Source organism: Streptomyces litchfieldiae (assembly GCF_031845365.1).
Lineage (GTDB): Bacteria > Actinomycetota > Actinomycetes > Streptomycetales > Streptomycetaceae > Streptomyces > Streptomyces litchfieldiae.
In genome coordinates this window covers 323453-345139 of sequence record NZ_JAVREL010000002.1, presented here as the reverse complement: position 1 = coordinate 345139, position 21687 = coordinate 323453, and the positions used below count along the sequence as shown (strand labels likewise).

Below are 21687 nucleotides of genomic sequence, written 5' to 3'. Positions count from 1 at the left end.
GTGACCGATGACGCACAACGGCTCGGGAAGGTCAGCTTCCCGCCGCGATCCGGCGCAGCACGTCCGGCTGCACCACCCAGATCTTGCGCCGGGCCGTGACCACCACGCCGTCCTCGCGCAGCTTGGTCAACAGCCGGGCGATCGCCTCCCGGGAGGCCCCGACCGAGCCGGCCAGCTCCTGCTGGCTCAGCGGGACGGTCAGCAGCAGCCCGCACTCCGTCCGGCGGCTGTGCGAACGCATGAGGTCGAGCAGCAGCACCGCGAGCCGTTCCCGCACGGTCAGCGAGGCGAACTGAAGCGCCCTGCGGTCGCCGGCCCGGACCCGGTCGATCAACAAGCCGGTCAACTGGTGGTGTGCGGCCGGGTGGTTCTCCAGATACTCATGGAACGACTCGCGGCTGACGAGCAGGCACTCCGCGCTCTCCAGCGTGGTGACGGTCGCGGAGCGCGGTTCGTGCGACAGGGCGGCGGACTCGCCGACGATGTCACCCGGCCGGCGCAGCGCGAGCAGAGCCACATACCCCCGGGCGGCGACCGCGGTCACCATCAGCCGGCCCCGGAGGATGAGCAGCACGTGCGTGGACGGGTCATGCTGGCGGATGACCTCGGTCCGCGCCTTGTAGGTGGTCTTCCGGCCCAGGCCGAGCAGCGCCGTCCGCTCTTTGTCCTCCAGCCGGCCGAGATATGGCACACGGTCGTCGAAGGGCGGAAAACCGATGACGTCAGGTGGCGCAATGTCGACCATGAATCCCCCAGAGTAGTCGCGCGCTGGTCCACCGTAGCCGTGTGGCGACGTCGGCACACCCCCGGCGTTTCGAGCGGTACCGCCGACCGCCGACCTCGCGGCCAACCGGTGACGTCTCGGGCGCACTGGGCATTACGGTTTTGGGGCGGTGACGTTCGTGGGCGGGGAGGGCGTGATGGCGGAAGGTGTACCGGCCGGGGAGCGGGGATTCGCCTCCGGTGGGAGCGCCGAACTGCGGGCGAGCGCGGGTGCGTTGGCGGCCGGGGTGGTGAACGGGGATGTCACCATCAATGGGGGCGGGGCGCGGCGGTCGGTGGCCTGGCCGTTGCTGGTGGGAGTGATTCCGACCGAGGCCGACTGCTTCCAGCACCGGGAGGCCGTGGACCGGCTCCGGGCGGCGGCGGACGAGCAGGTGCTGGCGGGCCTGGGCGGCGTGGGCAAGACGCAGCTCGCCGCCCACGCCGCGCGGGGCGCCTGGCGGGCGGGTGAGGTGGACCTGCTGGTGTGGGTGACGGCGACGACGCGCGATGCCGTCGTTTCCGCCTATGCCCGGGCGGCCGTGGAGATCCTGGGCGTGGACCCGCGGCATCCGGACCGCGCGGCCGAGGCGTTCCTCGCGTGGCTGGAGCCGACCGGGGACCGCGCGGTGCGGTGGCTGATCGTGCTGGACGATGTCTCCTCATCGGCAGATATGAAGGGGCTGTGGCCGCCGGCCAGCCCCCATGGCCGGACGGTGACGACCACCCGCCGCCGGGAGGCGGCGCTGGCCGGGCGCGGGCGGCGGATGGCGCACATCGGCCTGTTCACCGAGGACGAGGCGGCGGGCTACCTCACCGCGGTCCTGTCCGCGCACGGCCGAACGGAAGACCCGGCTCATGTCCGGGCGCTCGCCCGCGACTTGGGCTTCCTTCCGCTCGCGCTGTCCCAGGCCGCGGCGTATGTCGTGGACGCAGGGCTGCCGATTGAAGGGGAGGGTTCGTACCGGCGCCTGCTGGCGGACCGCACCCGGGCGCTGGCGGACCTGGTGCCGGAGTCGGAGCTGCTGCCCGACGAGCAGAACGCGCCGGTGGCCGCGACCTGGTCGCTGTCGATCGAGCGCGCCAACGCGATGCGGCCGACCGGGCTGGCCCGGCCCATGCTGGAGATCGCCGCGATGCTCTCGCCGAACGGCATCCCGCAGTCGGTGCTGACCAGCCGACCTGTCCTGGAACACCTGGGAATCGACGACCCGGCGCAGGCGGTCGCGGCCCTGCGCGCCCTGCACCGACTGAGCCTGATCGACCACGACCACGACCACGACCCCGGCCGAGCCGTCCGCATCCACGCGCTCGTCCAGCGCGCCACAAGCGACAGCCTCGCCATGGAGGAGCGGGAGGCGGTGGCCCGTGTGGCGGCCGACGCCTTCGTCGATGCCTGGCCCGACAACCACCCCGACATCATCATCACCCGCGGCAACCTCGCCCACTGGCAGGCCAAGGCGGACGCCTCGCCCCCCGCCTCACCACCGCCACCCGCCCAACCCCAGTAGCGCACGCGCCCGCGCCTCCGCGATCGCCATCCGTGCCGACCGTTCCGCCTCGGCGTGGTGGGGTGGCTGGCCGGTGACCTGGCCGGGCCATTTGCGGTAGAGCAGGCCGGGCTCGCGGGTGAACCAGCCCAGGGCCACGGCGTTGAGGGCCAGGGGATCAGGCCCGTGTCCTCCGAGGCCGGGAGGGCCATCCAGCCGCCCAGGGCCAGCAGCAACTCCCGCCGCACGCACAGCGTTCCGGGCAGCACAGGCGGGCGGTGGTCGTTCGCCTTCCAGTACTCCAGGACCGCGCCGCGGTCGATCGGGCCGTTCGGGGGGTCGTCGTCGAAGCCGACCGTTGTGCCGTCCGGGAGCAGGTCGAGGCCGCGGGACGTGGTCCAGCCGATCTCGGGGTGCTCGTTCAGCACGGCGATGTCCCGGGCCAGCGCGCCCGGCGGCAGCAGGTCGTCCGCGTCCAGGACCCGGACGTACTCCCCCGTCACCCGCGCGAGCGCCATGGTCCGCGTCACGCCGGGGCCGCCGGGGCCGCCCTGGCCGAAGCCGACGCGGGAGTCAACGGGGAGCAGCGGTTCGACCGTGTCCGTTTCGCCGTCCTCCTAGGGCCTGTATCGAGTTCCCGGTCGGATCAGCCCGCGGCGTCAGACGCGGTGCCCCCCCAGGCCCTTGGGGGCCTGGGAGGTACCCCCAGCAAGGCACCGGATCGCAGCTCATACCCGGCCGTATTCGCGCGATTCGGCTGGGGGCACCTCCCAGACGGAGTCTGGGGGAGCGGCGAGGTGCCGTGACTGGCGTCGCGGGCCCGGGCGGGAACTCGATACAGGCCCTAAATCACCCACCGCCACTGCCACCCGGCGGGCAACTCCTGTGCGGCGAGCGACCGGTAGGTCTCCGCGAGGAAGCCGGCGCCCGGCGCGTGGACGGCGGTGACGACCGAGACGACCTTGTCCACACACCCTCCTGACGCGCATGCGAGAGGGCGGGCCCCGCGCGTGGGGCCCGCCCTCTCGTCTGTCCTGCTCACGAGCGGTAGCGGAGGGATTTGAACCCTCGGTGGAGTTGCCCCCACACTCGCTTTCGAGGCGAGCTCCTTAGGCCGCTCGGACACGCTACCGGGAGGAAGCCTATCCCACGGTCCACGCCGGGAGAAAACCGGAAAGCGGACGGGGGTCAGCGGGCGCGGAAGAAGTCGGTCAGGAGCCGGCCGCAGTCGTCCGCGAGGACCGAGGCGATCACCTCGGGGCGGTGGTTGAGACGGCGGTCGCGCACGACGTCCCAGAGGGAGCCGGCCGCGCCCGCCTTGGGGTCGGTGGCGCCGTAGACCACCCGCTCCACGCGGGCGAGCACGCTGGCGCCCGCGCACATCGTGCACGGCTCCAGGGTGACCACGAGCGTGCAGCCGGTCAGCCGCCAGCTTCCGAGCTGCCGGGCCGCCTCGCGCAGCGCCAGCACCTCCGCGTGCGCCGTCGGATCGCCGGTGGCCTCGCGTTCGTTGCGGCCCCGGCCCAGCACCGGACCCGCCGGGCCGCCGGGGCCGAGCAGCAGTGCGCCGACCGGCACGTCCCCCGTTCCGGTCGCGGCGGCCGCCTGCGCGAGCGCCTCGCGCATCGCCGGCCGCCACGGGTCGCGCAGCGGGTCTCCGGTGGTCGCCAGTGACCCGTTGCCCATCAAGCGGTCGTCACCTGACCGCCTCCAGCACCTCGGAGCAGCCCAGCGCGTCGGCGATTTCGCTGAGCGCGTCGTCCGGTGTGAGCTTGAGCACGGTGTCGGCGTCGATTCCCAGATCGGTCAGGATGTCGGCGTCCCCGACCGGACCGCGCGGCACCGCGTCCGGGGAGCCGGGCTCGTTGTCGTCCTCTTCTTCCTCGTCGACGGCACCGTCCTCCGTGCCGTCGAGGTCCACGAGCTGGTCCAGGACGTCGGGGTCCTCCGGCTCCCGGCCCAGCAATTCATCGGTCAGCAGGATTTCGCCGTACGCGCTGCGCAGCGCCCGTGCGGCGTCCGAGACGAAGACCCGTGGGTCGTCCTCGCCGTCCACGCGGACGAGGCCGAACCAGGCGCCTTCCTGCTCGATGCAGACGAGAACGGTCTCGTCATCGGGAGTGGCCTCGCGGGCCAACTCGGCCAGCTCGTCGAGGCTCTCCACGTCATCGAGCTCTGTATCACTCGCTTCCCAACCATCATCGGTCCGCGCGAGCAGTGCGGTGAAGTACACCGTGACTCTCCCCACTCGGTTCGGCAGTGCCACCTGCATCGTGGCAGAAAAGGGGTGCGCTGTCGGGTAACTCGACAGTTCACCAACGGAATGTCCGGGGGCGCTGTTCCGCGCGCCGACGGACGGTTCGGGCGTGGCGTGGCGGGTCCCCGACCCGGTGCGGCATATGCCTTCTCCTCCCTCCTCGCACCACTCTCCACGTCGCCGCCGTTCTTTGTCCACCTGCGATCCACAACGGTAAACCGGCCGGTCAGTGCTGGAGTGTCGGTCCCGTTCGATACTGTCGAACCCATGCGGACCCATGTCGTCGACCACCCGCTGGTGGCGCACAAGCTGACCACACTGCGCGACGCGCGTACCGACTCCCCGACGTTCCGGCGGCTGGCCGATGAGCTGGTCACATTGCTGGCCTATGAGGCGACCCGTGACGTCCGCACCGAGCTGGTCGACATCAGGACCCCGGTCGCGGCCACCACGGGCGTGCGACTGTCCCATCCCCGTCCGCTGGTCGTGCCGATCATACGGGCCGGTCTGGGCATGCTCGACGGGATGGTCCGGTTGCTGCCGACGGCGGAGGTCGGCTTCCTCGGGATGATCCGCGACGAGGCGACGCTCGAGGCGTCCACCTATGCGAATCGCATGCCGGAGGACCTGTCCGGGCGGCAGGTCTATGTCCTCGATCCCATGCTGGCGACGGGCGGCACGCTGGTGGCGGCCGTGCGGGAGCTGATGCGGCGCGGTGCCGACGACGTGACCGTGATCTGCCTGCTGGCCGCCCCCGAGGGTGTGGAGCGGCTGGAGGGCGAGCTGGCCGGGGCGCCGGTGACGGTCGTGACGGGCGCCCTCGACGAGGGGCTGAACGACTCCGGGTTCATCGTGCCCGGCCTCGGCGACGCGGGCGACCGCATGTACGGAACGGTGGACTGACGGCCGGTCCGCGCGTTCCGCGCGGGCTCAGCAGGCGGGGGCGGAGGCGTCCGCAGCGGGCGACGCGAGTCCGTCCAGGCGGCGCTGGGCCTCGTCGGCGGCGGTGAGTTCGGTGAAGCCGTCGCCGATCACCAGGTCGACGACCGTGGCGGGGTCCGCGCCCTCCTCCAGGGCCAGCGGCTCGCCGTTTTCCGCGCCGTCGAGCTGGGTGGCCAGGACGGACAGCGCGCCGGACTCCTCGGCCGCCGTGGCGCCCAGGAGCAGCCCGGGGGAGGTGACTTGGCCGTCGAGCTCGCGCGGGGCGTTCTCCACCTTGCCGATGGTGAAGCCTCGCTCGGCCAGCGCGTCGGCGGTCTCCTGGGCCAGGCCGGTGCGGTCGGTGGCGTTGTAGACGTTGACGGTGATGGCGGCGGGCTCCGGGGGCGCGCTCGGCTCGTTCGTGCGCGTGTCGCGGGCCGGGGGCGCGCAGTCCTGGTCGGGGCGGGCGCCGGACTGGGCGCGCGGGGCGCGTCCGCCGTCGTCGTCCCCGGAGAACACATCGATGAGCTGAAGCGTGCCGTAGCCGATCAGGGAGAGCACGGTGACCGCGGCCACGAGCAGGAACACCAGCCTGCCGCGGCGCCGGCGGGGCCGCATCCTGGGGTACCGGTCGCCCGTCACGCGGAACTTCTTGCCGCCCATGCCCGGGGGCGTCAACATGCTCATGGACGCAGCGTAGTCAGGTGAGCGTCGGCCGCCTACCAAATGATCAGTTGAAATGCCGGTCGGGCCCCGAACGGGGCAACGGCCCGGGCCTACTCGAGCTCCAGGACCCGGGCGTGCAGCACTTGGCGCTGCTGGAGCGCCGCGCGAACCGCGCGGTGCAGGCCGTCCTCCAGATAGAGGTCGCCCTGCCACTTCACGACGTGGGCGAACAGGTCTCCGTAGAAGGTCGAGTCCTCGGCGAGCAGTGTCTCCAGGTCGAGCTGCTGTTTGGTGGTGATCAGTTGGTCGAGGCGGACCGGGCGCGGCGCGACGTCTGCCCACTGCCGGGTGTGGTCCCGGCCGTGGTCAGGGTACGGTCGTCCGTTGCCGATGCGCTTGAAGATCACACGGAGAGCCTACCGGGCGGGACGCTTGTGTCGCAGCCTCATGTCATGGTGACGAATCGGGCACCCCCCAGGCGTAACGGCCGACGGCGTGTGCGATCGCCTTGACGCCGAGGCCGAGGGCCGTCCGGCCGATGTTGCCGAGGTCGTCGCAGGCGGCGTGGTAGCAGGGGTCGTAGGCGACGCCCGCGGTGCCGCCCCAACGCTCCGCCTCTTCCGGGGACTTGATGCCCTCCGCGCCGGTGAACAGGCCGCCGGAGGGGATGCCCGCCTCGACGAACGGGGCGTAGTCGCTGCGGCCGTCGAACGGGGTGCCGCGCGGGGTGTGGCCGCGTTCCGTCAGGAACGCGGTGAGGTCGGCGGCGATGGCCGGGTCGCCGTCGTGGACGAACAGCCCGTGGTTGGGCGAGCCGATCATGTCGAAGTTGAGATAGAGGGCGATGTCCTCGCGGGCGGCCGGGGAGAGGCCGTTCACATGGTGCCGGGCGCCGAGCAGGCCGAACTCCTCGGCGGACCACAGCGCGAACCGCACCTTGTGCGGGTGGCGGCCGGCCGGGTCGGCCTCGGCCAGCCGCAGCGCCGTCTCCAGCACGCCGGCCGCGCCGGAGCCGTTGTCGTTGATCCCGGGCCCCTCGGGGACCGAGTCCAGGTGGGCGCCGGCCAGCACCACGCGGGAGGGATCGCCGCCGCGGGTCTCGGCGAGGACGTTGGTCGTGGTGCGCTCCTCGGCCAGCTCCGCCAGCTCCAGACGGACGGTCACCGGGCGGCCGGCGGCCAGCTCGGCGGCGAGTTCGCGGCCGGCGTCGCGGGTGATGCCGCCGGTGGGGATGGCGTCGGGATCCGGGCCGCCGAGGGTGCCGGACAGCTCGCCGGGCGCGTTGTTGAAGACGAGCGCGCCCACCGCGCCGGCCGCGGCTGCGTTCGCCTGTTTGGCGGCGAAGGTGCAGGTGCCGCGTTCGATCAGCGCGATGCGGCCGGTGTGGGCGGCGGGGTCGAAGTCGTCGGCGGCGCAGCCGGTGCCGGCCGGGGCGAGGCCAGCGGTCAGGCCGCCTTCGGGCGTGTTCGCGGTGTAGGTCAGCGCGTTCACGGGGATGTCGCGCGGCTGGTCGCCGAGCACGGTCAGCCGCTCGGTGACCGGCTCGCGGTAGGGGAACGTGAAGCGCTGGTAGGTGACGCGGTAGCCGGCCGCGGTCAGGAGCGCGCCGGCGTACCGGGCGGACCGGTCATGGCCGGGGGTGCCGGCGGCGCGGTTGCCCCCGGCCTCGTCGGCGATGTGCTGGAACGCCGCCAGGTGGCGCATGGCGCCGTCCGCGGTGGTGCGTGCGACCAGCGTGCGCGCCAGCGCGTCGCCCTGAACGTCCGCCGACGCGTTCGGCGCGTCGGTCGCCGCCCGTGCGGGGCCGCCGAGCAGCAGGGAGACGACGGTGAGCGCGGCCAGGGCGAGGGAGCCGGACCGCCACGGAAGAAAAGTCACGAAATGGGACTTTATCCCCCTGGGGTTCCCTCGCCGGGTGGCCGCGCGGCATGTCTCGCCATCCGAGAACCCGTTGACCTCGCGCCGGATACGTCCGAGAGTTCGATTATGCGAAGGGTGGCGGCGTGGACGGTGTGATCACCGGCTTCGCGATCATCGCCACCGTCATCGCGACCGGCTACCTCCTCGGCCGGCGCGGCTCCCTCGGCGAGAACGGACGGGAGGTGCTGACCCGCCTCGCCTTCCACGTGGCCACCCCCGCGCTGCTGTTCGTGACCCTCGCCCGGGCCGATCTGACGGTGATCTTCTCGCCGTCGCTGCTGGCCACCGCGCTGGCCACGTTCCTGTCCGCCGCGGTGTTCATCGCGGTCGGCGCGGTCCGCCGGTGGGGCGTGGGCCGGACCACGATCGGCGCGCTGTGCTCCGCCTATGTCAACGCGGGCAACCTCGGCATCCCGATCGCCGTCTATGTACTCGGTGACGCCTCGCTCGTCGCGCCCGTGCTGCTCTTCCAGCAACTGGTCCTGACGCCCGTCGCGTTGACCATCCTCGACCAGGCCGGCGCGGACGCCGCCCGGCGCACGCTCCGGCAGCGCCTCACGACCCCCTTCCGCAACCCGGTGGTCTTCGGCTCGCTCGGCGGCGTCGCGGTCTCCGCCTCCGGCTGGTCCCCGCCCGGCGCCCTCCTCGAACCGGCCATCCTCATCGGCAACATGGCGGTGCCCGCCGTGCTGCTGGCGTTCGGCATCTCGCTGCGCGGCAGCAGCTTCCCCGGCCGCGGCGCCGAACGCGGCCCGGTGCTGCTGTCGGCGGGCCTGAAGTCCCTCGCCCAGCCGGCGATCGCCTGGCTGGTCGCGGCCGGGCTCTTCCGGCTGGACGCCACCGACCAGCTCAACGTCGTGGTGATCGCCGCCCTGCCCGCCGCGCAGAACCTCTTCAACTACGCCGCCCGCTACGACATCGGCGCCCGGCTCGCCCGCGAGTCGATCCTGCTCTCCACGCTGCTGTCCGTCCCGGTGCTCACCGTGGTGGCCGCGCTTCTCGGCTAGCGGCGGTCCTAGGGCCTGTATCGAGTTCCCGCCCGGGCCCGCGCCGCCAGTCACGGCACCTCGCCGCTCCCCCAGACTCCGTCTGGGAGGTGCCCCCAGCCGAATCGCGCGAATACGGCCGGGTATGAGCTGCGATCCGGTGCCTTGCTGGGGGTACCTCCCAGGCCCCCAAGGGCCTGGGGGGGGGCACCGCGTCTGACGCCGCGGGCTGATCCGACCGGGAACTCGATACAGGCCCTAGACCTCCAGCATCCACCGCGTGAACACGCACGACGCCATGACGCAGAGCGCGGCCGCGGGGTAGAGGCTGGCCCGGTTGAACAGGGCCATCGCGTTGCCCGGGGCCGGGTCGCGCAGCAGGCGCACGCCCGGGACCAGCAGCGCCGAGCAGCCGATCAGCAGCATCGCGGCCATGCCCGGCCAGCACAGGGAGGGCCAGGCGATCGCCATCAGCCCGGCCCCCGCCACCGTCGCCACCAGCAGCGAGCCGAACGTCAGCGCGCCGCTGACCCGGTGGCCCCAGACGACGGGCACCGTGCGCACCCCCAGGTGAACGTCCTCCTCCACGTCGGCCCAGTCGTTCACGATGTTCCGTCCGCCGATCTCCCAGGTCGCCAGCCACAGGCAGAACAGCCACAGCACTGGCCGGTCCGCCTCGGCCGTCATCGCGAACCAGCCGAGACAGCCGCCGAGCGCCACCACCACCCCGGTCAGCAGGAACTTGAACGGCGTCACGCGCGCCAGCGCGCAGTACGCGCCCTCCAGCAGCGCGGCGACGGCCAGCAGCACCGCGCACACCCAGCTCAGCAGCGCGCCCAGGACCAGCGCGGCCGTGCCCAGCACGGCTACCCAGGCCGCGCCCGTCACCGGGCTCAGCTGGCCCTGGGCCAGCGGGTGCCGCCCCCCCGCGCAGTCGATGTCGAAGCCCTGGTACGCGCGCAGATAGGCGAACCGCTCCCGGTCCAGGCGCGCGTCGATGAGGTCGTTCGCGGCGAAGACCGCGAAGTACCCGGCGAGGCAGACCAGCAGGCACAGCGCCAGCTTGCCCGCGGGCGGGGTGCTGTCCGCCAGCAGCGCGCCCAGCAGCGGCTGCGCCACGCTGAGCGTCGCCTGGGTGCCGCGCGAGAAGCCGTAGAGCGCGCGGACCTGGCCGCCCAGCTCCGTCAGCACCGCCATGCCGCACCCCCTTCCGTGCCTTCCGCGCCGGACCCGACGTACGCGTGCGCGAACGCGGTGGCGTGCGGCCCCGGCTCGGCGAGGCGCTGAAACGCGGCCAGCCGCAGCCGGAGGGCGAAACGCGGGTCGTCGCCCGCGTCGGCGGGCAGGTGCAGCAGCCGCAGCAGCCGGTCGGAGAACTCCTGTACGCGCCACACCTCCGCCAGTCGCCGCCGCGCGTAGCCGTCGAGGGCGGCGTCGTCGCCGTCGCGGTGGTGGCGGACGAGGGCGTCGGCGAGGTCCACGGCGTCGGCGATGGCCAGGTTCATCCCCTTGGCGCCCGACGGCGTGAGCAGGTGCGCCGCGTCCCCGGCGAGCAGCAGCCGCCCGTGCCGGGGCGGCTCCGTCACGCTGCCGCGCATCCGCAGCACCCGCACCTCCAGGAGGTCGCCGATGCGCGGCAGCTCCTCGCCGAGGCGGGCGGCCAACTGCTCGCGAACGCGCCCGGCGGGCCAGCGCTCGGGCGTGTCGCCGGGCGCGCACTGGAGATAGAACCGGGCGAGCCGGGAGGTGCGCGGCATCATCCCCGCGAAGCCGTCCGGTGACACCGCGTAGACCACGCCCGCCACGGGCCGGTCCACCTCGGCCTGCACGGTCAGCCAGTCGTAGGGGTAGCGCCGGTGCAGCACGCGGTGGCCGGGGGGCAGCGCGGCGCGCGAGACGCCCCGGAAGCCGTCGGCGCCGATCACGTGGTCGCACGCGATCTCCAGCCCGTCGCACAGCACGCGCGGCCGGGGGCCGGTGACCTCGGACAGGGCGCGCACGGCCGTGCCGAACAGGGGCGCGCGGCCGGCCCGTTCGAGCTGGGCGATCAGGTCGCGGACCAGGAGCTGCTGGGGGTAGACCCAGTGCCGCAGGCCGCCGGAGAGCGCGCCGTAGTCCACCCGGACCGAACGTCCCAGGCAGCGGAAGTCGCACCAGCCGTGCCGGACGCCCTCGGCCAGCAGTCGGCCGGCCAGCCCGTGGCGGCGCAGCGTCTCGACGACGCGGTGTTCCAGCAGCCCGGCGCGCGGCCGGGTCTCCACGTGCTCGCGCGAACGCCGTTCCACGACAAGGAAGTCGACGCCGGCGCGGTGCAGCAGGTCGGCCAGGACGAGACCGGCCGGTCCGGCGCCGATGATCGCCACCTGGGTACGCAGCCGCCGCATGGATGTGCCACCTCACAGGGCCGGCACGGCGCCGGGATTGAACAGTTCGTTGATCAGTGCCAGCGGGTCGTCGCCGTGCCAGAGCAGATAGGTCTTGTAGCAGGCCGGCCGGCTCAGGCCGCCCTCGCCGTGCCAGTGGCGGCGGCCCGCGTCCAGCAGGGTGCGGCGGTGTCCGGTACCGGCCGCGTGCAGCGCCGGGCCAAGGGGGATCGACGTGCTGGTGAGGCAGGGCTCCAGGGCTGGGGAGAGCCCGACCCGGGCGACGACGTGGTTCACCGAGAGCGCCTGCCCGTCGTGCCGGGTGGTGGCGGAATACCGCACCAGGACCTCCCCGCCCCTGTCGATCCGGAGCAGCGCGGGCACGCCGTCCCCGGTCTCATGGGCGGGGGCTCGTAACTGCGCGAGACAGTGCAGATGCAACGATTCGCCTGCCAGCGACTCCAGGAGCGTCGTCGTCAGGCCGTCGCTGCTCAGGAGCATCCGCGTCAGGGGCGAGGCGAAGCCCCGGATGCGAGTGCGGGGATCGGCCGCGCCGTTCAGCGCGGCGCCGAAGATCGCGTCGAGGGGGACATCGAGCGGAACGTCGAGGGGGAACGCGAGGGGCAGGACGCCACACGGCGTCGGAATCGACATCTGATCACTCCTCACCGGCGGGCATCCTTGAGTGCCAACGCGCCTCGGCCCCCTCAGGTCACGGCCCGCCCCCCGGCGGTCCCGCGCCGGGCGGGCAGAATCCACCTCATGGCCTCCGCACCGCAGTCCCCGCCGCCGTCCACCTTCGACGCGCTCCTGGCCCTGCTCCAGGAGCGCCGGGACGCGCTGACCCGTTCCCAACGGCTGCTGGCGGAGCGGGTGATGGCCGATCCGGAGGGTGTGGCGTTCATGACCGTTTCCGAGCTGGCCTCGGCCGTCGGGGTGAACGAGGCCACCGTGGTGCGGTTCGCCACCAGCCTGGGGCTGGAGGGCTATCCGGGCCTGACCCGGCTGTGCCGGGAGCGGCTGCGCGAGCAGGCCCAGTTGCTGCGCCGGTACAGCACGCTGGAGCAGTTGGGCGGGGAGGGCGGCGGCGATCTGATGGACCGGGCGGTCGCGCTGGACCGGGCCAACATCACGCGCACCTTCGCCCGCATCGACCCGGACACGTTCCAGGCGGCGGTGCGGTCGCTGGCCGAGGCGCCGCGGGTGCATGTGCTGGGGCTGCGCAAGTGCCATGCCCCGGCCCAGTTGCTGGGCTATCTGCTGGGGATGGTGCGTGAGGAGGTCGCCACGCTGGCCGCCGCGGCGGGCGGGCTCACCGACGAGCTGCGGCGGGTGCGGGAGGGCGACTGCTTCGTGGCGCTGTCCATCCACCGCTACGCCGCCGACACGGTGCGGGCGGCGGCCTGGGCGCGCGAGCGGGGCGCGCGGTGCGTGGCGCTGACCGACAACCCGGCCTCCCCGCTGGCGGCCTCGGCCGAGCACGTCTTCTACGTGGAGGCGTCGGGGCCCTCGGTGCTGCGGTCGCTGACCGCGTTCACCTCGCTGGTGCAGGTGCTGGCGGCGGACGTGGCGCGGGTGCGCGGGCAGGACGTGCGCTCGGCGCTGCTGCGCGAGGAGGAGCTGCTGGAACGGTTCAGCGTGTACCACCCGGAGCACTCTTCAGGGCGATGAGGGCGGCGCGCAGCCGGGTCAGGGAGCCGGCCAGCCAGGGCAGGGCGAGCGGGTCGGCGGCGCGCAGCGCGGCCCACCGTTCGGCTTCGGTGTCGCCGTAGAGCAGGCTGGTGGCGACCCGGAAACGCAGGGCCCGGGGGTCGTCGCCGAACGCGTCGCCCGGCAGCACGCCGACGCCGTGCCGCTCCAGCAGCGCGTCGGCGAGCGTGGCGGCGCCGTCGATGCCGGTGGCGGCGAGGGCGGGGCGCAGCGGCTCGAAGTCGGGGTAGAGGTAGAAGCCCGCCTCGGGGCGGCGGGCGAGCGCGCCGGCCGCGGTGAACTCGGCGTGCACGGCCCGGGCGACGGTGGCGTGCAGGCGCGCGGCGGCGGCGATGTGGGCGGTGACCTCGGGCGGGTCGGCCAGCACATGGGTGGCCACCGCCTGCATGGGCGCGGCGAGGCTGGACCACACCTCGCTCGCCACGCCGGTGAGTTCGGCCAGTAGCCGGCCGCCCCAGGGGCCGGCGGGCAGCCGGGCGAAGCCGATGCGCCAGCCGCCCAGGGCCAGGGACTTGCTCAGCCCGGTGGTCACCACGGTGCGTTCGGGCAGCAGCGCGGCCGGGCTCTCGGGGGCGGGTCCGCCGCCGTGGATCAGCTCGCCGTAGATCTCGTCGGCGATGACGGCCAGCCCGTGGCGTTCCGCGAGGTCGCAGACGGCGCGCAGGTGGTCGGGGCGGGCGACGGTGCCGGTGGGGTTGTCGGGGACGGTGAGGATCAGCACGCCGGGCCGGGTCTCGGCGAACACCCGGGCCAGTCGCTCGGGGTCGGGCACGCCGCCCGCCTCGGGCGGCACGGGCACGCCGATCACGCGCTTGCCGGCCAGCGCGCTCTGGGCGGCGTAGCTGACCCAGGCCGGGCGGGGAAGCACCACGTCGCCGGGCAGCGCGGCGAGGAGCGCGAACAACAGTGCCTTGCTGCCGGGCGCGAACACCACTCGTTCGGGTTCGGTCGCCAGCCCCCGACGGGTGAACCAGCCGGCGGCGGCCTGACGCGCCTGCGGGGAGCCGGCCACCGGGCCGTAGCCGTTGCGCCCGGCCGCCGCGGCGAGGACGGCCGCGACCGAGTCGGGCACGGGGAGGCCGGCCTCGCCGAACGCCAGATGCAGCAGCGGCTGCCCGGCGGCGCGCCGGGCGCGCAGGGTCTCGTCGATGGCCAGGGTGGCCGAGTGTCTTACCATGCGGCAAGTTCTACTGCATGGGCAATGGTCGATGCAATGTTAATTGCATCTCCTGCGCGGACCCCCTATTCCCCGCCTCCTCCACCGCCACCACCGCCGCCGTCCCCGCCACCGCCGTCCCCGCCGCCGCCGTCGCCTCCGCCGCCCCAGCCGTCGCCCAGTCCGCAGACGACGGCGAAGAAGTGCGCCAGCACCACATCGAGCGGGTCCGCGCTCGCCAACTCCACCCGTGCCAGCGGCAGTACCACCCGCCCCCGCAGCTCCGACCGGTCGGGCCGCCCGAGCAGCGCCACTCGCCGCCCGTCGCACAGCAGCACCGAACGGCGGTAGTCCTGCCGCCGCAGCTCCCAGTCGCCCCACCGCGTCCGCAGCTTCACGGCGCGCCGCGACTTGAGCGCGCTGCGGACGACCGACAGCGTCGCCGGCTCGCCGCCGACCGTCACCGCCAGCGGGGGAACGGGCACCCGCAGCGCCGCCACCGTCAGCGAGTGCGACCCGCGCAGCCGCACGGCGGGCAGCCCGTCCCCCACACGTCCGCCCGCACCAGCCGCCGGTCCACCGTGACCACCACCGCGCCGAGCGGGCCGGGCGCCGTGCGGCGCGCGATCCACAGCGGCACGTCCTCGTGCGCCGCGCGCGCCGCGGCCGCGTACACGGCCGCCGGACCGCCGCTGTGCCGCACCGCCAACTCGCCCAGCGCGGGCGAACTCGGCCGCGTTGCGCGGCCGGAGCGGCTGCGCCGCCCCCGTGACACGGATGACCGGCACCACGCCGCGCTCCTGGCGCAGCCACGCCAGCGGCCGTTCCGTCCCGCCGCCGCCCAGCCACTGCCCGCGCAGATACGCGTCGGCCATGGCCGTCAGGTTGAGCTCGGCCAGCGGCGTGCGCCGCCCGCCGACCACCAGATCATGCTCGCCGAGCCGTATCCGGCTCGCGAACGGATTCCGCGACGTCTCCTCGTAGAGCGTGCGCGGCATGGCTCCCCCTTTGCCGTCGCAACCGGTCGGCGTCGGTTCACGACCGGGAAGACGCCGCCGACTCCGGCGCCGTTCCGCGCGGCGGCCGGGGCCCACACAATAGGACGGTGCGACAGAACGAGGCGCCGACCGGGGACATCCGCGCGCTCTCGCGACGGCTCGTCCTGCTCGACAACGGACCCGGGCCGGCGCCCGTCGCCGACCTGGCCGCCGGCGCGCTCGCCGGCGTCCTCGCCGGGCTGCGCGCCCACCCGACGGAAGATCGCGAGGTCCTCGCCGCCACCGGCGAGTTGGCGGAGATCACCGGCTGGCTGCTCTTCGACGCCGAACGGCACCCCGCCGCGCGCCGGGCCGCCCGGCTGGCGCTCGACCTCGCCGACCGCGCCGGGGACCGGCCCATCCAACTGCTCACCCTCCAGAACACCGCCCTCCAGGACGAATGGCTGGGCCGCCCCCGGCACGCGCTCTCCCTCGCCCGCGCCGTGCTGGACGCGCGCCCCCTGCCACCCCGCGCCGAGGCCGTCTTCCGGCTGCGCGCCGCCGCGGCCGGGAGCGACGCCGAGACGGCCGCCGCGTTCTCAGACGCCCGGGCGCTCCTCGCCTGGGGCGGTGGTCGGCGCCCCGACCCCCCCATGGTCGTGGTGGCTCACCGGTCAGGAGATCGACGGCCAGCAGGGCGGACTCCACCACGCCCGGGGCGAGTTGCGGCAGGCCGTCCCGCTGCTGCGCCGCGCCGCCGGAGGTGGCAACACCGGCTACCGGGGGCTGTTCGCCGTGCGGCTGCTGGCCTGCCTGCTGGAACTGCGCGCCTGGAGTGAGGCCGAGGACGTGGCGACGGCGCTGCTCCCGGCCGTGCCGGACATCGCCTCGACCCGCACCCGCCGACTGCTCACCACCACAATCCGGCGCGGAAGCAGACTGCCTGGGCTGCCCGGGGGCGTGCGCGACCTCCTCCACCTCCTGCACCGCGCCGCGCGTTTCAGTGCAACCCCCGGCGGGGGTCGCGCAGTCTAAGACCCTGTGGCTGCACACATGATCGTCTGCGGAGACGACGCCCTGGCCGCCCGGCTCGCCGCCGAGCTCCACGACGTCTACCGGGAACGCGTCACGCTCGTCGTCCCGCCCACGCCCACCGACGACGTCAGCTCCGGCGCCCCCGGCCGGGCACGCGCCGCCGCGCTCCTGAGCCGGATCACCGCCGTGATGACCCGCCCCGGCGCGCCCACGAACGCCGGCGAATCCGGCGAACTCCCCATCCCCATCCGGGAGCTGACCGCCCCCGAGGCCACCGAGGAGGTGCTGCGCCGGGCCGGCGCCGGCACCGCCACCGCGGTCGCCCTCGTCCACGAGGACGACGAGGCCAACATCCGGGGCGCGCTCGCCGCCCGCCGCGTCAACCCCGGGGTCCGGCTGGTCATCCGCCTCTACAACCGCAAGCTCGGCCAGCACCTGGCCCAACTCCTCGACCAGGCCGCCGCCCTGGCCCGCCCCGGCCTCGACCTGGCGGCCGTCGACGCCGCCACCACCGTGCTGTCCGACGCCGACACCGCGGCACCCGCGCTGGCCGCCAGCGCCATCGCCGGCACCAGCAAGGTCGTGCAGGCCGACGGCCTGCTGCTGCGCGCCGTCGAACGCACCCCGTCCGGCAGCGGCGAGCTCGCCGACCCCGGCCTGTGCACCCTCGCGCTGCTGTCCGCGACCAGCAACGACCCGGGCGCCGACGACGGTTCGGACGCCAGCGGCCCCGGCGGCCCGTTGCTCCTGCCCGACGACGACACCGTCCGGGCCGCCACCGGCCGCGGCGCCATGGTGCTCCAGACCGTCACCCACACCAGCCCTCCGGTCTCCCCGCGCCGCATGCGGGGCCGCGGCACGCTGCTCGGCGAAATCTTCTCGCGCCGCCTGCGCTGGGCCCTCGCCGGCTTCACCGTCGCCGTCTGCGCGCTGGCCGCCACCGCCTCGCTGATCACCGGCGACCCCGCGCCGCGCGCCATCCATCTCACGCTGCTGGACCTGTTCGCCATCAACGACCCGGCCGTCGGCGAGCCCACCTCCCGCCAGGCCCTGCAACTCCTCACCGGGCTCGTCGGACTGGCCCTGCTGCCCATCCTGGTGGCCGGCGCGCTGGAGGCGCTGGGCGCGTTCCGCGGCGGCTCGGCGCCGCACCGCCCGCCGCGCGGACTGGCCGGACACGTCGTCCTGCTGGGCCTGGGCAAGATCGGCAGCCGGGTGCTGACCCGCCTGCGGGAGCTGGGCATCCCCGTGGTGTGCGTGGAGGAGGACCCCGAGGCCCGCGGCATCCCGCTCGCGCGGCGGCTGCGCGTTCCGGTCGTCATCGGCGACGTCACCCAGGAAGGCGTGCTGGAGGCCGCCAAGATCGACCGCGCGCAGGCCCTCCTCGCCCTCACCAGCTCCGACACCACCAACCTGGAGGCGACGCTCTACGCCCGCACCGTCAAGCGCGACCTGCGCGTCGCGCTGCGGCTGTACGACGACGACTTCGCCACCGCCGTCTACCGCACCCTGCGCACCGCCCACCCCGGCGCCCTCACCCGCAGCCGCAGCGTTTCCTCGCTCGCCGCGCCCGCCTTCGCCGTGGCCATGATGGGACGGCAGATCCTCGGCGCGATCCCCGTGGAACGCAAGGTGCTGCTGTTCGCCGCGCTGGAGATGGCCAACTACCCGCGGTTCGCGGGCCGGACCGTCGCCGAGGTCAACCGGCCCGGCGCCTGGCGCCTGCTCGCCCTTGACCTGGCCGCGCCGGGCGACCGCCGCCCCGATCTGGCCATGGCGGCCGGCCGGGAGGACGACGGCCCGGCACCCACCGGCCTGCTGTGGGACCTGCACCCCGGCTATGTGCTCAAGCCCTCCGACCGCGTGGTGATCGCCGCCACCCGGCGCGGCCTGGCCGAACTCCTCGGCCGCGGCCCCGGCCCCCGGCCCCGGTGAGATCATCCGGGTTCGCCTTCGCGACAGCGAACGGCCCGCCGCCCCTTCCCGGCCGGGAAGGAACGACGGGCCGCCACCGCACGCCCGCGAGCGCTACCGCAGCATCGCCAGCAGCGACTCACCGTGGTACGTGAGCACCGCGCGCGCCTCGTCCGAGACGCCGCGCGCGTCGAGCCCGTCCAGGAACCGCTCCACCGCGCGCCGGGCGTCCCGCACATCGCCGCGCGCCAGTTCGCGTTCGGCCTCGTCCAGCGCCGCCGTCAGCCGCCGGGCCGCCGAGCCGTCCACGTGCTCGGCCACCCGATCGCGCAGCGCGTCCACGGCCCCCGGCGCCCAGTAGTCCGGCACCGGCACCTCGGCGAAGTCCATGTCCGAGGCGAGGTAGAAGCCGGTGTACGACGGCTGGTTGTACGTGGTCTGCTGCCGCGCCACCTCGGCCCGGTACTGCGGGTCGTGCATCAGCGTGTACAGCTTGTGCTCCGTCAGCTCGGTGCTGACGTACACCCGCAGCCCGGTCCCCGCGTCCGTCGGCACGACCAGTTCCTCGCGCCAGTCGCCCAGGACGTCGGCGACCAGCGACGGGTTGCCCTTGGAGTGGTTGTTGGTCCGGGTGCCCTCGGCGGTCAGCAGCGTGCCGCGCTCCCAGTCCTGGATGACGGTGTCCTGCTCCAAGTGGCCTGCGCCGCCGATGATCTGGGTCGTCATGTCGCCGGCCCACCGGATGCTCTGGTTGGTGCCCGGCGTGGTCTCCGCGATCCGCCGCCCGTCCGCCGTCCACAGCCCGATGCCCAGCGGGTTGGTGCCGCCCTCCGGGTGGTTGGCCCAGGTCTCGATGCCCGGCTCGCCCGGCACCACGTCGCCGATCATGCCGCGCCCGGTGTCCACACCGGTGTAACCGCCGTACAGCACCTCGCCGGTCGCCGCGTCGCGCAGCGCGTAGCCCAGCGGGGCGTAACGGCCGCCCTCGTGCACGGTGTAGATCTCCAGGCCCGGCCGCGCCGGGTCGATGTCCGTCACATGCATCGCGTCGCCGTGCCCGAGCCGCGCGTCCACGCCCGGCGTGGCGCTGCCCTCCGGCATCTCGGCGAACGAGCTGTACAGCAGGCTGCCGTCGTCGTCGATCGTCGCCGAGCCGTAGACGATCTCCTGCCGCCCGTCGCCGTCCACATCCGCCGCGCTGAGCGAGTGGAAGCCCTGCGTGGTGAGCGTGCCGAACTCCGGGTCGGTGCCGTCCACGCCGTGCGGGGAGTCGTTGAACGGGTTGGACATCGGCGCCCAGCCGCTGTCCACGTACCAGTCCTCGCGCAGCCGCTCGCCGTCCCAGCGGTAGGCCACCAGCGTGGAACGGGTGTAGTAGCCGCGCGCGAACACGGCCGACGGGTGCGTGCCGTCGAGGTAGGCGACGCCGGAGAGGAAACGGTCCACCCGGTTGCCCGGCTCGATGCGGGCCATCGCGTAGTCGCCCCACATCAGCCCGTCGTCGTGCGCCCCCGGCTTGTACCGGATGGTCTCCAGCTCCTCGCCGGACCCGCCGTCCAGGACGGTCAGGTACTCGGGGCCGTCCAGGATGAAGCCCTCGAACGCGCGCAGGTTGTTGCGGGTGCTGCGGCTGGGCGCGTAGACATCCATGAAGTAGTCGGTCAGCGCCTCGGCGTGCGCCCGGGAGAGCGGGTAGTCGTAGGCCGGCTCGATGCCGAACGCCTCCTCCAGCGTGGCCGGCCAGTTCCCGGCGACGACCTCGGGGTGCTCGTGCCAGCCGAGGAACATGTCCACGACGTGCTCGTAGTAGCCCTCGGCGCTCAGCCGGTAGTCGTCCTGGTGGGAGTACCCGGCGCGGACGTCCGCGCGCGGCATCGTGACGTACTCCTCGGACACGACGCCGCCGTCCGCCGCGTAGCGGGTGATCCTGGTGCCGGGCGCCGTCTTGAACATCATCTCCGAGCGGCCGTCGCCGTCGAAGTCGTAGACGAGGAACTGCGTGTAGTGCGCGCCCGCGCGGATGTTGGGGCCGAGGTCGACGCGGTGCAGCAGGGTGCCGTCGAGCTCGTACGTGTCGAGGTAGACGTTGCCGGTGTAGCCGACCTGGGAGACATCCTTGGCGTTGGACGGGTACCACTTGACGACGTACTCGTACTGGCCGTCGCCGTCCATGTCGCCGACGCTCACGTCGTTGGCGGAGTACGTGTAGGTCTCGCCGGCCGGGGTGACGCCGTCCGCGGGCTTGTTCAGCGGCAGCTCGTAGTAGCCCTCGGTCCAGGCGGAGACCGGGTCGGAGAGGTCCACCTCCACGCCGTCCACGACGGCCGCGACGCGGTACTCGGCGTCCGGACCGGCGTCGGCGTCCAGGTAGTTGGTGGAGTCGGTGACGGTGGCCAGACGCTCGCCGTCCCGGTAGACGTGGAAGTCGGCCCCGGCGACGCCCGTTTCGGTGGCGCCGGTGACCTCCGAGCCCAGGAGCCGCCAGCTCAGGAAGGTCCCCTCGTCGGTGGCGACGGCCACCAGGCCGCGGTCGAGCTGTTCGAGCTGGACGCCGCCGCCGGCGTTGCCCCCGCCCCGCTCGGACGCCTCGCCGGCCTGGGCGCTGCCGCCGCCGGCGGTGACCAGCAGCCCGGCCGTCAGCAGCCCGGCGACCGGCGCTCCAAGCCACCTCCGGTGCCGGGTCCGTTGTCTGTGAGGTGTCATCATCGACGCCCTTCGGTTCGCTCGCTATTGATTCGTTTCAATGATTCGTTTCAATCAGTCGGCCGCGACAGTACGAGCGCGCACGGCACCCGTCAAGAGTTCGCGCCGTCACCCACTGCTCCCCCGCTTGGCCGCTGCCGGATGGCCGCGCCCCGGACCCCGGAGAACGATCAAGGCGTAACCCCACCTTCCGCACGCGAAGATACGGAGCCGTCATGCGCATAAGCGTTCGCACCAGCATCACCGCCGCCGCCGCGGTCGTCCTCGCCCTGACCCCGGCCGGGGCCCTGGCCGACGATGGCTGGGAGGAGCGGAAGGCGCTCAAGCGGGAGCTGATCACAGTGAAGGCCGCGACGGCGAACTACCACGACCTGGAACGGGCCGAGGCGGACGGCTACGCGCTGGCCACCGAGTGCGTGCCCGGGACGGGCTACCACTATCTGCACGAAGTGGCCGCCGGACAGGAGGACTTGGCGGTGGCCGAGCCCAACCTCCTGGTCTACGCCCCGCTCCCCGGCGGCTTCCGCCAACTGGTGGCGGTGGAGTACGCGTCCGAGACGCCCGCCACCCTTTTCGGCCGGGAATTCGACCCACCCAACGAGAACGTGCCGTACTACACCCTCCATGTGTGGCTGTGGAAGTGGAACCCGGACGGCCTGTTCTACCCCACGAACTCCCGGGTCTCGTGTGAGAGGTAGGGACTGACGGAGTCCTGTCCGGCGCGAGGGCCGGGCAGGACCCGGCGGTCGGCCCCGGTCGCACGTACGAAAATTCCCTCGAACCGGCGGTTTGAACGGCCGTTCCCCCCTCGTCGCGCTGTCTCCCAT

The 21687-nt window shown here is 73.7% G+C and carries 20 protein-coding genes, 1 tRNA gene and 3 pseudogenes; 7 read left to right on the top strand and 17 right to left on the bottom strand.

Features of this window, described 5'->3' with window-relative positions; genetic code table 11:
- Positions 1–31 precede the first annotated feature (31 nt).
- Positions 32–745, bottom strand: a complete 714-nt coding sequence (locus RM590_RS05095) for a Crp/Fnr family transcriptional regulator (RefSeq protein WP_394813788.1) — start codon at positions 743–745, stop codon at positions 32–34.
- A gap of 175 nt (positions 746–920) precedes the next feature.
- On the opposite strand from RM590_RS05095, the gene RM590_RS05090 reads away from it, so the two are divergent.
- The gene (locus RM590_RS05090) at positions 921–2273 is read left to right on the top strand and encodes an NB-ARC domain-containing protein (protein WP_311703142.1); all 1353 of its coding nucleotides are present in this window, start codon (positions 921–923) and stop codon (positions 2271–2273) included.
- Here the strand turns inward: RM590_RS05090 and RM590_RS05085 are convergent.
- From RM590_RS05085 to RM590_RS05065, 5 genes and pseudogenes are all read right to left on the bottom strand, one after another.
- Positions 2244–2869 (bottom strand): annotated as a pseudogene (locus RM590_RS05085) (glycosyltransferase); the annotation flags it as partial. The gene RM590_RS05090 and the pseudogene RM590_RS05085 sit on opposite strands and share 30 nt — an antisense overlap.
- 227 nt (positions 2870–3096) lie before the next feature.
- Positions 3097–3222 (bottom strand): hypothetical protein, encoded by a 126-nt coding sequence (locus RM590_RS05080; RefSeq protein WP_394813787.1) that lies wholly within the window; start codon positions 3220–3222, stop codon positions 3097–3099.
- Between the two features lie 75 nt (positions 3223–3297).
- Positions 3298–3384 (bottom strand) — tRNA-Ser (locus RM590_RS05075).
- Positions 3385–3440: 56 nt separating this feature from the next.
- A complete protein-coding gene (tadA, locus tag RM590_RS05070) occupies positions 3441–3938 on the bottom strand; it encodes a tRNA adenosine(34) deaminase TadA (protein ID WP_311703141.1) in 498 nt (165 codons plus the stop codon).
- A 10-nt stretch (positions 3939–3948) separates the two neighbouring features.
- On the bottom strand, positions 3949–4485 hold the full coding sequence (locus RM590_RS05065; protein WP_311703140.1) for a tRNA adenosine deaminase-associated protein: 537 nt from the start codon (positions 4483–4485) through the stop codon (positions 3949–3951).
- A 291-nt stretch (positions 4486–4776) separates the two neighbouring features.
- Between RM590_RS05065 and upp the strand changes: the two genes are divergently transcribed.
- Entirely contained in the window at positions 4777–5412 is a 636-nt protein-coding gene (gene upp / locus RM590_RS05060) for a uracil phosphoribosyltransferase (protein ID WP_311703139.1), read from the top strand.
- Between the two features lie 27 nt (positions 5413–5439).
- Here upp and RM590_RS05055 read toward each other — a convergent pair whose 3' ends face one another.
- The 3 genes from RM590_RS05055 to RM590_RS05045 all read right to left on the bottom strand — a co-directional run bounded on the left by RM590_RS05055 (position 5440) and on the right by RM590_RS05045 (position 7974).
- Positions 5440–6117 carry a LytR C-terminal domain-containing protein gene (locus RM590_RS05055; RefSeq protein WP_311703138.1) on the bottom strand — a complete coding sequence of 226 codons (678 nt, stop codon included), beginning with the start codon at positions 6115–6117 and terminating at the stop codon, positions 5440–5442.
- An 89-nt stretch (positions 6118–6206) separates the two neighbouring features.
- Entirely contained in the window at positions 6207–6503 is a 297-nt protein-coding gene (locus RM590_RS05050; protein ID WP_311703137.1) for a type II toxin-antitoxin system VapB family antitoxin, read from the bottom strand.
- Between the two features lie 43 nt (positions 6504–6546).
- Positions 6547–7974: a M28 family peptidase gene (locus RM590_RS05045; protein WP_311703136.1), complete on the bottom strand. Its 1428-nt coding sequence runs from the start codon at positions 7972–7974 to the stop codon at positions 6547–6549.
- Between the two features lie 125 nt (positions 7975–8099).
- Here RM590_RS05045 and RM590_RS05040 point away from each other — a divergent pair, with 125 nt between their 5' ends.
- Positions 8100–9023: an AEC family transporter gene (locus RM590_RS05040; protein ID WP_311703135.1), complete on the top strand. Its 924-nt coding sequence runs from the start codon at positions 8100–8102 to the stop codon at positions 9021–9023.
- A 237-nt stretch (positions 9024–9260) separates the two neighbouring features.
- Here the strand turns inward: RM590_RS05040 and RM590_RS05035 are convergent, their stop codons facing one another.
- From RM590_RS05035 to RM590_RS05025, 3 genes are read right to left on the bottom strand one after another with little or no spacing between them, the layout of a single operon-like run.
- Positions 9261–10199, bottom strand: a complete 939-nt coding sequence (locus RM590_RS05035; RefSeq protein WP_311703134.1) for a UbiA family prenyltransferase — start codon at positions 10197–10199, stop codon at positions 9261–9263.
- The gene (locus RM590_RS05030) at positions 10187–11386 is read right to left on the bottom strand and encodes a 4-hydroxybenzoate 3-monooxygenase (protein WP_311703133.1); all 1200 of its coding nucleotides are present in this window, start codon (positions 11384–11386) and stop codon (positions 10187–10189) included. The genes RM590_RS05035 and RM590_RS05030 overlap by 13 nt, the downstream gene beginning before the upstream one ends.
- A 12-nt stretch (positions 11387–11398) precedes the next feature.
- Complete coding sequence (locus tag RM590_RS05025; RefSeq protein ID WP_311703132.1) at positions 11399–12019, bottom strand: hypothetical protein; 621 nt, start codon at positions 12017–12019, stop codon at positions 11399–11401.
- Positions 12020–12127: 108 nt separating this feature from the next.
- On the opposite strand from RM590_RS05025, the gene RM590_RS05020 reads away from it, so the two are divergent.
- Positions 12128–13036, top strand: a complete 909-nt coding sequence (locus tag RM590_RS05020) for a MurR/RpiR family transcriptional regulator (protein WP_311703131.1) — start codon at positions 12128–12130, stop codon at positions 13034–13036.
- Here the strand turns inward: RM590_RS05020 and RM590_RS05015 are convergent.
- Positions 12999–14252, bottom strand: coding sequence for a pyridoxal phosphate-dependent aminotransferase (locus RM590_RS05015; protein ID WP_311703130.1), 1254 nt, complete (start codon positions 14250–14252; stop codon positions 12999–13001). The two genes, RM590_RS05020 and RM590_RS05015, sit on opposite strands and share 38 nt — an antisense overlap.
- Positions 14253–14317: 65 nt before the next feature.
- Entirely contained in the window at positions 14318–15229 is a 912-nt protein-coding gene (locus tag RM590_RS05010) for a hypothetical protein (protein ID WP_311703129.1), read from the bottom strand.
- Positions 15230–15336: 107 nt separating this feature from the next.
- On the opposite strand from RM590_RS05010, the gene RM590_RS05005 reads away from it, so the two are divergent.
- Together RM590_RS05005 and RM590_RS05000 are read left to right on the top strand one after the other, a co-directional pair.
- Complete coding sequence (locus tag RM590_RS05005) at positions 15337–16047, top strand: hypothetical protein (protein ID WP_311703128.1); 711 nt, start codon at positions 15337–15339, stop codon at positions 16045–16047.
- Positions 16048–16261: 214 nt separating this feature from the next.
- Positions 16262–18178, top strand: a complete 1917-nt coding sequence (locus RM590_RS05000; protein WP_311703410.1) for a potassium channel family protein — start codon at positions 16262–16264, stop codon at positions 18176–18178.
- 93 nt (positions 18179–18271) lie between these two features.
- On the opposite strand, the gene RM590_RS04995 is transcribed toward RM590_RS05000, so the two are convergent.
- From RM590_RS04995 to RM590_RS36205, 3 genes and pseudogenes are all read right to left on the bottom strand, one after another.
- Positions 18272–20032, bottom strand: a complete 1761-nt coding sequence (locus RM590_RS04995) for a rhamnogalacturonan lyase family protein (RefSeq protein WP_449657241.1) — start codon at positions 20030–20032, stop codon at positions 18272–18274.
- A 54-nt stretch (positions 20033–20086) separates the two neighbouring features.
- Positions 20087–20461 (bottom strand): annotated as a pseudogene (locus RM590_RS36210) (rhamnogalacturonan lyase family protein); the annotation flags it as partial.
- Positions 20444–20860, bottom strand: a pseudogene (locus tag RM590_RS36205) (rhamnogalacturonan endolyase family protein); the annotation flags it as partial. The pseudogenes RM590_RS36205 and RM590_RS36210, both read right to left, overlap by 18 nt.
- Before the next feature lie 215 nt (positions 20861–21075).
- Between RM590_RS36205 and RM590_RS04990 the strand changes: the two are divergent.
- Positions 21076–21558, top strand: a complete 483-nt coding sequence (locus RM590_RS04990; RefSeq protein WP_311703126.1) for a hypothetical protein — start codon at positions 21076–21078, stop codon at positions 21556–21558.
- Positions 21559–21687: the final 129 nt, after the last annotated feature.